5 protein-coding genes and 1 pseudogene are annotated in these 6281 nt (G+C 45.1%); 4 read left to right on the forward strand and 2 right to left on the reverse strand.

Annotated features, from left to right (window positions below; genetic code table 11):
• Positions 1–95: 95 nt before the first annotated feature.
• Positions 96–1178 carry an NAD(P)H-dependent flavin oxidoreductase gene (locus tag AB5706_RS21505; RefSeq protein WP_330589388.1) on the forward strand — a complete coding sequence of 361 codons (1083 nt, stop codon included), beginning with the start codon at positions 96–98 and terminating at the stop codon, positions 1176–1178.
• A 111-nt stretch (positions 1179–1289) separates the two neighbouring features.
• Here AB5706_RS21505 and AB5706_RS21510 read toward each other — a convergent pair whose 3' ends face one another.
• Entirely contained in the window at positions 1290–2564 is a 1275-nt protein-coding gene (locus AB5706_RS21510; protein WP_118578722.1) for a peptidoglycan-binding domain-containing protein, read from the reverse strand.
• Between the two features lie 158 nt (positions 2565–2722).
• Between AB5706_RS21510 and AB5706_RS21515 the strand changes: the two genes are divergently transcribed.
• Positions 2723–3865 (forward strand): ComEC/Rec2 family competence protein, encoded by a 1143-nt coding sequence (locus AB5706_RS21515; protein ID WP_368366313.1) that lies wholly within the window; start codon positions 2723–2725, stop codon positions 3863–3865.
• Positions 3866–3892: 27 nt separating this feature from the next.
• On the opposite strand, the pseudogene AB5706_RS21520 reads toward AB5706_RS21515, so the two are convergent.
• Positions 3893–4033, reverse strand: a pseudogene (locus AB5706_RS21520) (DUF6783 domain-containing protein); the annotation flags it as partial.
• Here AB5706_RS21520 and AB5706_RS21525 point away from each other — a divergent pair.
• Complete coding sequence (locus tag AB5706_RS21525; protein ID WP_306797103.1) at positions 3971–4117, forward strand: DUF6783 domain-containing protein; 147 nt, start codon at positions 3971–3973, stop codon at positions 4115–4117. The pseudogene AB5706_RS21520 and the gene AB5706_RS21525 sit on opposite strands and share 63 nt — an antisense overlap.
• 98 nt (positions 4118–4215) lie before the next feature.
• Complete coding sequence (locus AB5706_RS21530; protein ID WP_173772588.1) at positions 4216–6147, forward strand: hypothetical protein; 1932 nt, start codon at positions 4216–4218, stop codon at positions 6145–6147.
• The last annotated feature ends 134 nt before the right edge of the window (positions 6148–6281 follow it).

Raw genomic sequence — 6281 nt, forward strand, 5'->3', positions numbered from 1 at the left:
TGTCGAATAAAAGTAAAACTTGACATAAAAACAATAATGCTTTATACTAAAATAGTTTTAAAATCAAACTAAATTAAAGCATGGAGGATATTGTTTTGGATAGAGAATACAAAAGCAGTTTGAGATGTTTGAAAATTGGAGATAAGGTGGCAGAACTTCCTATTATTCAAGGGGGAATGGGCGTGGGAGTGAGCCGTAGCTCCCTGGCTGGCGCGGTGGCAGCAGAAGGAGGAGTGGGAGTTATTTCCACAGCTCAGATTGGATATGATGAGGCTGGCTTTGAGAAAGACCAGGCGGGATGCAATCTGAAGGCAATAAGAAAGCACATATGGAAGGCAAGGGAGATTGCCAAGGGAAAAGGGCTGGTCGGTGTTAATATTATGGTAGCGCTGAAACATTATAAAGAGCATGTAAAGGAAGCTGTGGAATGTGGTGCAGATGTGATCATCAGTGGCGCAGGACTTCCCATGAATCTGCCAGAGCTGGTACCGGAGTTTTGCAGAACAAAGATTGCGCCTATTGTTTCTTCAAAAAGGGCAGCAAATCTGATTCTGAAAATGTGGGCACATCGATATAACCGGACTGCAGATCTGATCGTAGTGGAAGGACCGGAGGCAGGAGGACACCTGGGATTTTCCAGGGATCAGCTGGCTCACAGGGATGAGATGGATTTTGACCAGGAAATCCGGGATATTATTGCATGTAAAAAGGAATATGAGGAAAAGTTTGGCCGGGAAATTCCAGTGGTAGTTGCTGGCGGAATTTTTGACCGGAAAGATATTGATCATGCTATGGCACTTGGGGCAGATGGTGTGCAGATCGCAAGCCGGTTTGTGGCGACAAAGGAATGCGATGCCGATGAAAGGTATAAACAGGCGTATGTAAATGCAAGGAAAGAAGATGTGCAGATTATCCAGAGCCCTGTAGGAATGCCTGGAAGGGCGCTTTGCAATCCTTTTATGAAACTGGTAGAGAATGGACGGATTCCAGTAAAGAAGTGCTATAACTGCCTGGAAAAATGTAATCCAGGACAGGTTCCGTACTGCATTACCAAGGCATTGATCGATGCGGTGGAGGGAGATGTAGAGAATGGATTGATGTTCTGTGGGGCAAATGTTGGAAGGATTGACAAAATTACTTCAGTGCATGAATTGATGCGGGAATTGGCAGAAGGCTGATGGTTAGCCGGTTCCTATATGGTGATGTTGCTGACAAACGGCATGTCCGTTTAGATTATAAGGTTTAGATTAGAATTTTATGGCGGGAGAGAAAATCCCGCCATATTATGTTTATTGTAATTCTGCAATCCGGGTGACGCCTACGTAAATTTCCTGAATTTTGTACCAGGTGGTATAATCTACGATTCCGGTTTCCGGAAGACCGAAAATATTCTGGAATTTGCGGACAGAGGCCTGAGTCTGGGCACCATAGATTCCGTCCGGATTTACTTTTGGAAGAGCAGGGTAGGCCTGGCTGATAGCATTTAGCTGTTCCTGAAGCTGGAGTACTTTGCTGCCGGAAGCACCAATATCCAGGTCATATCCTGGCCAGGAGGAAGGAATCCCGGAGACTTCTTCTGCCACATTGATATACATATCGTTTCCGTAGAAATACCGTAGGATTTCAATAGCAGAATATCCCTGGTCTCCAAGCCGCTTGCTTCCCCACTGTGTCATCCATCCTCTGTCCCGGCACTGCACCCGCTCTCCGTCGCAGTACTGGGTAAGAATTGGCTGACGGACGTTAGGACGGGATAGATAATTCTCGAAAAGTTCGTCTACAATGCGGTCGATAGAGTCAAAGATGTTTCGTCCGCGGATCCATTTGTGGTCGTAGGCGGTGGAGGAGGTGATGGTGTAGTCTTTCCCTTTATTGCGGTACCACTCCGTGTATACCCGGTTTAGGGTAAAGGACATAATTGCCAGGATGTTGGCGCGGATAGTGTCGTCAGGCCAGGTGGCATAGATTTCGCTGCTTGCTACATTTTTGATATAGTCGCGGTAGCGGACATAATAATTAGAGGCGGAGTTATCACCTACAGGCCCATCGTGCACTACAATGTATTCCGGAATTACGACCTTGCTTAGAACAATTTCGCCAGTTTCGTGTACTGGTTTAATTTCAGATTCCTGTATTTTTGGTGGATATTCATAGAAAAGTGTATGGGGAGGAATGACAATTCTGTTTTCCGAAACAGTGTCTTGCCTGGGATTCAGAAGGACAGGCTGTTTGGCCAGAACCGCAGGCAAGACTTCTGTGCCTGCGATTTCCTCCTGGTGAAAATCCTCGGCTTTGATCTGCATGGAATATTCTGCATAAGGCTGCGCCTCCTCGGAAGCATTCAGGCTGTATTCCAGAGGAGGCGTTTTTAATTGAAGGACAGGGGTGTTGCCGGAAGAATCCGTGCGGACTTCTTCAATGACACTGTTTGGATCACCTGTATAAGAAATACGGACCAGTGCATTTTCCACAGGGCGGTTGTCTGTTTTTGAATGGACCGTTATCTGTAAGGTACCCTGGTCTACATTTTCCTGCTGTGCACATAAGGCTTTTCTGTAATACATGGACGACCTCATAAAATGCTCTTCCAGGTATTATATGCTAAAAATGCAATTGTGAAAACATAATTCAGGGATGTTTGTGGGGATGAGAATATATTATAATAGTAAAGAGGCAGCAGGACAGCGGTGCCTACGGTGAAAAAAACGAAAGAAGGAATAAAATGAAACACTTAAGAAAACAAATTGCAGGCTATCTTTTAACGCTTATTCTGCTTATGGCAGGAATCGTATTCCCTGGAAGTGGGGAAAAGGTTCTGGCATCTGGCGGCAGCATGACTGTGCATTTCCTGGATGTGGGACAGGGATTATCCATTCTGGTGCAGTCAGAGGGACAGAATCTGCTGTATGATGGTGGTCCAAGAAGCGCGTCCAGCTATGTGGTGTCCTATTTGCAGGAGCAGAATGTGTCAGAAATTGATTATCTGATTTCATCCCATTACGATGAGGATCATGTGAGCGGACTGATTGGCTGTCTGAATGCATTTCAGGTGGACAATATGATTGGAGCAGATTATATCCATGATTCTTCCCTTTATGGCTCTTTTATGGATGCAGTGGCAGCACATGGGCTTGAAGTACAGCATCCGGCAGTGGGGGCGGAGTATACATTTGGCTCGGGAGAATTTACAATTCTTTCTCCAAAGGAAATCAGCAAAGAGAGTAATGCTAATTCGGTGGCAATTAAGCTGACGAATGGAGAAAACAGTTTCGTTTTTACCGGGGATGCAGATTTTAACTGTGAGGCAGATATGGTGAATTCCGGGCTTGATCTGAGCTGCGACGTGTTAAGTGTGGGCCATCATGGATCTGCTACATCCACAAGCTGGGATTTTCTTCAGGCTGCAGTTCCGGAATTTGCAGTGATCAGCTGCGGCGCAGGAAATATGTATGGTCATCCGCATGCGGATACCATGGAAAAACTGTCAGATATGGGAATTCAGGTATATCGCTCTGATGAACAGGGAACCATTGTAGCTTCTTCGGATGGAAGTGCTATTACCTGGAGTGCAGATCCTTGCAATGATTATACTTCAGGTGATGGAGAAACAGCTGGGCAAAGTGAAGGGGAGAATGGATTTACAGCTGAAGATAATAGCGGAACTGATGCAGCTGCAGCATCAGAAAAGTCAGAACAGATTGCTGCAGCAGATGACAGTCAGGAGGAAATGGTATGGATATCTGCTACAGGAAGTAAATATCACAGTATTCCTGACTGTGGAAATATGAATCCGGATAAGGCATATCAGGAGCCAGTCTCACAGGCTGAGGCTCAAGGATATGAAGCTTGTAAGAAGTGCTTTTGATTATATATATTTAACCGAAATTTTCCATTATATTTCGGAATATCCCTTTTTTATTTGGGGAAATTCTGGTATACTAGAGCGTGTTTGAAAAAGGCTTTCTGCAAGATGTGCGTCACAATTTGTGGGAGATTTTGCCCGAATGAGGGCGCCGTAGCGGGCTACGGCAACCGAATTCGGGCAAAATATACCGCAAAGTGGGGCGTGCAGATTGCGGGAATGATTTTTCAAACAGGCTCTAAAGTGTATGCTTAGTAGAACGTACGGAATATAAAATATAATAACTGTGTAGTTTTCGGACCGTAATCCGTGAGGGCTCCGGCAGTTATAAATAAATTGGTGGTGTAAAATTAGTGAGTGAACAGAAAAGAGTAATTTATACAAAGGAGGAACTGGCTGCGAAGGTAAAGGTTCCGGCTATCGTGGAGCAGGATCTGAAGCGCATTATCAGTGATCGCCTGGAACAATGCGGTCTGTATTACAGATGCTTTTCCAGAATCAAGACAGCTTCTTCTATGGCTCATAAATTTGCTCTGAAAGATTATGGCGCGGAGAATAAGAAACTGCAGGACCTGGTAGGTGTCCGTATTAACCTGTATTTTGATGATGATGTAGAAATCTGCCAGAATATTGTGGAAAATACCTTTGATGTGATTGGCTGGTCCACTTCGGAAAGAAGCGAGGAGGAGTTCAAACCTACGAAATTAAACGGCGTGTGCCGTCTTCCGGAATATTTGCGATCAGAAATTTCAACAGAGACCTGGGATATGTATATTGATGATACCTTCGAGATTCAGATTAAGACCATGTTTTTCGAGGGCTGGCATGAGATCGAGCACGATATGCGCTATAAAGGAGAGGAACTGTGGAAGAATTACAAGGGCTTTTCCAGATACTTTAACAGTATTCTGGCAACTTTGGAGCTTTGTGATAAATCCATGGTTACCCTGTTTGAGGATCTGGGACATTCCCTTTATAAATCAGGCAGATGGAGTGATATGATCAAGAGCCATTTCCGCCTGAAACTGGGAGAGGGACAGCTTTATCCTGAGGTGGCGAAGCTTCTGGATGAGGATTGTGACCAGCAGGTGGAGAACCTGGCCAAGCGTATTTATAAGACCAGCAAGCAGACACTGGTAGATCAGCTGCTTCACCGCAGCCGCAAGGTACCGATCAATGTAAATACGATCATTGCCCTGTTAAACGACAGTCAGTTCCACGACAGTCGTCTGACAGCTATTTTTAAGGAACGTGATGTTTATAATGATGGTCGCGAGGAGAGCCTCGGAGAATCCTGGCATTATGAGATGAAGCCTCTTATCCGCCACAACGTGTTCCAGATGTGCACACAGGTGGATGGAAGCCGTCTGAAGGAAGAGAAACCGGCATCTGCTGCAGAGATTTTCCAGCAGGCAGCAGATGCGATATATGGCTGGATCGTGGGGAAATATGGCGGTCTGTTTAAGGAAATGCCACAGAAGACCAGTACTTATCATGCTGACATTCTGGCTTATCATGTAGCTGTGAATTATGATCCGGACAATCATCGGCTGAATATGCATGTAAGACATATGGATATGGAAGTGGGCGGCAGAATCTGGTATTCAGAAGCCGGACTTGAAGTGTCGCGTCAGGATGAAGTGATTCTGAAGGTTTGCAATGGATATGCACAGCCGGAGAGAGAACACACCATCCAGGACCCGGGAGTAACTTTCTTCAGTTATCCTGGATATTATAAGACGATTGTTGACAATATCGGAATTGTAAATGGAATCGAATGTTCTAACAGAAGACGTATTTTGCGAGAGGATATGTTTGGGAATCTTATTGCAGCGTTGAAAGATTCAGGGCGTTTATTCCCTGTTGTTGTGATCGTCTCAAGAGAAACTGCAGACGGAATGATGGATGAGGATTGGCTGGGCCAGTTCCGTGTATCTGATTTTACAAGGACTGTATGGCGATATTCTCATGTATTTACGGCGCATGAGTCTGTTGGAAAGAAATTTCTGAAACTTGCAGGAATTGATATTCGCCAGATTGATGATATCCCAAGGCTTTATATTTTCTGGCCGGGCGGAGATGTGGACGACTATGGTCCGGAGGATGTTACCAACTGTAGCTTTGGCCGTCACCTTGAGGCAAGAGGCGATGCCCGCACCTATGATATTGTGCGTGGCGGACAGGCGTTCTATCATAAGATCGTTACAGATTTAAGAGAATGGAATATTTCTGCTGATATGTGGGAAGGATTTAAGCTGGAGACAGTGACAGAACTTCCGAAATAGAATGATAAAAGTACACCGGTAATAAAAAAGACCTGCAAAACGGATGGTTTGCAGGTCTTTTTTACTTTATAGGAAAGACCGCCTGTGGCGCTCTCTTGAATTGAAAAATGCCCGCACGGAGGCGGGCACGACGA

The organism is Ruminococcus sp. RTP21484sp1_RTP21277st1_D2_RTP21277_210401 (genome assembly GCF_040924225.1).
Taxonomy (GTDB): domain Bacteria; phylum Bacillota; class Clostridia; order Lachnospirales; family Lachnospiraceae; genus Blautia_A; species Blautia_A faecis.

What these genes read in the sequence shown, in the direction of transcription:
- AB5706_RS21510 (WP_118578722.1), bottom strand. Translation starts at nt 2,564, where the DNA reads ATGTATTACAGAAAAGCCTTATGTGCACAGCAGGAAAATGTAGACCAG.
- AB5706_RS21515 (WP_368366313.1), top strand. Translation starts at nt 2,723, where the DNA reads ATGAAACACTTAAGAAAACAAATTGCAGGCTATCTTTTAACGCTTATT.
- AB5706_RS21525 (WP_306797103.1), top strand. Translation starts at nt 3,971, where the DNA reads ATGTGCGTCACAATTTGTGGGAGATTTTGCCCGAATGAGGGCGCCGTA.